Annotated in this window: 5 protein-coding genes; all 5 read right to left on the bottom strand. The window is 57.7% G+C overall.

From position 1 onward, the window contains the following. The coding region (locus AB7I51_RS18005; RefSeq protein ID WP_428405650.1) for an ArsA-related P-loop ATPase at positions 1–110 on the bottom strand (110 nt) is incomplete at its 3' end. Positions 111–525: 415 nt separating this feature from the next. Beyond that, entirely contained in the window at positions 526–1,281 is a 756-nt protein-coding gene (locus AB7I51_RS18000; RefSeq protein ID WP_428405649.1) for a 4Fe4S-binding leucine-rich repeat protein, read from the bottom strand. Continuing rightward, the gene (locus AB7I51_RS17995; RefSeq protein ID WP_428405648.1) at positions 1,271–1,801 is read right to left on the bottom strand and encodes a hypothetical protein; all 531 of its coding nucleotides are present in this window, start codon (positions 1,799–1,801) and stop codon (positions 1,271–1,273) included. Before AB7I51_RS17995 ends, AB7I51_RS18000 begins: the two co-directional genes overlap by 11 nt. 20 nt (positions 1,802–1,821) lie before the next feature. Further along, entirely contained in the window at positions 1,822–2,163 is a 342-nt protein-coding gene (locus AB7I51_RS17990) for a HesB/IscA family protein (RefSeq protein WP_428405647.1), read from the bottom strand. Positions 2,164–2,173: 10 nt separating this feature from the next. Further along, positions 2,174–2,398 carry a YfhL family 4Fe-4S dicluster ferredoxin gene (locus AB7I51_RS17985; RefSeq protein WP_428405646.1) on the bottom strand — a complete coding sequence of 75 codons (225 nt, stop codon included), beginning with the start codon at positions 2,396–2,398 and terminating at the stop codon, positions 2,174–2,176. Between the last annotated feature and the right edge of the window lie 132 nt (positions 2,399–2,530).

The following is a 2,530-nucleotide window of genomic DNA, read 5'->3' as shown; positions in this document are numbered from 1 at the left end:
ACAATCAGAATGCGGTGACCCATCTCCGCAAGCGCCGCCAATGTATTCTGGGACGTCGTCGACTTGCCGATGCCCCCCTTCCCGTAAAACGCGATCTGCCGTAGTGACATCTTCGTCTCCTGCTGTGCGCTGCCGTCGTCCCTCACCGTCGACTTCCGGCCCTGAATCTGCGCCTGACCGGGAGCTTTCCTTCTCTCGCGCATCGGCGCGGTTTAGGGTCCGATCGAGTTGCGATGGCCATCTCGCAAGGCGCATGCCAGCAGCTTCAAAAGTTTTTATTGCGTAATTTCAATTAGTTCTAAGTTAGCCGGCATGGATGTTTCGATGTTTGAAAGTTGACATGAGGAATGACCGGCACATTGCTGCGCGGTTCTGACAGAGCGACGAAACCCAAGGATGGAGGGACGCGGGCGACGTCTCGCGCCGTGCTGGAATTGAGTTCGCCTGTCGCCCGGCGATGAGCTGTCACAGACCGATCAGGAATCGAGTTTGCCCGTCGCGCGGCGACGAGCTGTTTCACGCCGGTCAGGAATTGAATTCGCCGCTCACGCGGCGTCGAGCAGTCTCGGCGACGATCGGGTCGGAATCATTGAGCAGCGGCGCGACATCCTCCGCCGACAGTCGCGACGCCAGGCAATGGCGCACCCGCCAATCCGGATCCTCGCGAAGATGTGACAATTGTTCCATTGTCATGCGCTGCGCGACTTCCAGCCGAACATCGGCCGACGGATCAAGCGCCATTCGACCCAGCCACTGCCCGTCAATGCGTTGTGCAACAATTCGTCGCACCTCAACTTCCGAATCGTCAATCATCAATACGAGCAACGGCGGATCAAGTCGACGCGCAACGACGATGCGCACGTAATAATCTTCATCCTTCATCATCGGCAACAGATCGGCGCCTTCGAGAAGAGTCGCGATTCTTATGCGTACCTCGCGATGAGGGTCCTTGCGAAGCTCCAACCGGTATCGATGCGGCAAGCGTCGCACCGCCTCCCAGCGAACGGTCTCATCGGGATCGTTCAGCATCGCCGGAAGCAGGAAGGCATTCACGAACTTTGCCGCAATCGCCCGCACTTCAAAATGAGGGTGTGCGAGATGTTCTTCGGCGAGCTCCGGATTCCAAGCAAAAAATCTGTCGATGCGTCGCGCGTAACGATCTTGCACACAGGATTTGCGCAATTCGCAGCGACCCGACGCCAACAGATCCTGATGACGACAGGCGCCGCAATCGACATCGCGCCCTAAATAGTCTCGCGCCTCTTCAATGTCAGTCGTCATCGGAAACGCCGATCCTGTCGAGAACGCCAAGCAACACTTTTGCGCCGATCTTATCCGTCGGATCAAGCTCCTGCAGCTTCATTACGGCTTCTCGGCTCTCTTCGATCTCGCCCAGCCGCATTTTCAAATAGGCGTAACCTTTCAGGGTGAATAGATAGAAGCGCGGGAGCACCGCGTCATAGCTGTCAAAGACCGCATCGTCTTTGGTGACCAGTCGCCATTCGATGGAAAAATTGTTCTCGCGCGCGGCTTTCACAAGGCAGCGTTCGGCGATGCTTAACGCCTCCCGCAAACGTCCCTTGTAAAAATAGAATCGATAAAATCCGATCAGCACGGCGGCGTGATCGGGGGCGTGCGTCTCCGCTTGCCGCAAATATTCCTCGGCCGCCGCCGAGTCGGCATAGACTTCGGCGGCGCGCCAGAGACATATTTCCGCTTCCTCTGGCAGGCCTCCGCCAAGAATCGCTTCGGCGAGGTAATTCCGGTCGCCGAGGCTGGTATCGACATCCTCGAAATGCATCGTCCGAGTTTGCCTTCGGCTCAGTGCGCATGCTCCACGAAGGTCACGGCGCTGCTCGAGCACGAGCCGCCGGCGCTTTTCGGATCATGGAATTTCAGCCCGCCGCCGGTCGGCGAATCGGCGAAATCAATCGTCACGCCCTCAAGCAATAGGCGGCTTTGCGCCGGCAGGTAGAATTTCAGCCCATCGACGACAAATTCCTGGTCGCCGTCGCGCGGGGTCGCCTCGACGTCGAATTCCGCCGACATGCCGGAGCATCCGCCAGGAGACACAAACAGACGGAATCCGCCTGCAGGATTAGCGCTGAACTGAATCATTCGCCGAACGAATTTTTGCGCGGCGGGAGTCATCGTAAATTTCATCAAATCCTCCTTACGCCGGCGGCTGATAGCGCGGGTAGGAATTGTCGATCACGCAAGTATTGTCGACCGGGCAGACGGCTGCGCATTGTGGCGCGTCGAAATGACCGATGCACTCCGTACACTTTTTCGGATCGATCACGAAGGTTCCGTTTTTTTCCGAAATTGCGACATTGGGGCATTCCGGTTCACAGGCCGAGCAGCTCGTGCACTGCGAAGCGATGATTTTCAAAGCCATTGCGTCTTCTCCTTAAGACCCTGCGGGGCTTAGGCCCCGCAAGTCTCTCTACATTTCAGCGTTACGCGGCATTGATGAGCGCGCCCTGGCGGATCTCTGCGTCGCCGCGCTGGACATGTTCGATCTCGCCGG

Origin of the sequence: Methylocystis sp. (assembly GCF_050246715.1) — a bacterium.
Lineage (GTDB): Bacteria > Pseudomonadota > Alphaproteobacteria > Rhizobiales > Beijerinckiaceae > Methylocystis.
Note: the sequence above shows the minus strand (reverse complement) of the source record. Positions and strands in the feature narration are given on the sequence as shown.

Bases quoted from the DNA above. Each gene is read 5' to 3' on its own strand.
- AB7I51_RS18000 (WP_428405649.1), bottom strand. From the start codon at position 1,281: ATGACGACTGACATTGAAGAGGCGCGAGACTATTTAGGGCGCGATGTC.
- AB7I51_RS17995 (WP_428405648.1), bottom strand. From the start codon at position 1,801: ATGCATTTCGAGGATGTCGATACCAGCCTCGGCGACCGGAATTACCTC.
- AB7I51_RS17990 (WP_428405647.1), bottom strand. From the start codon at position 2,163: ATGAAATTTACGATGACTCCCGCCGCGCAAAAATTCGTTCGGCGAATG.
- AB7I51_RS17985 (WP_428405646.1), bottom strand. From the start codon at position 2,398: ATGGCTTTGAAAATCATCGCTTCGCAGTGCACGAGCTGCTCGGCCTGT.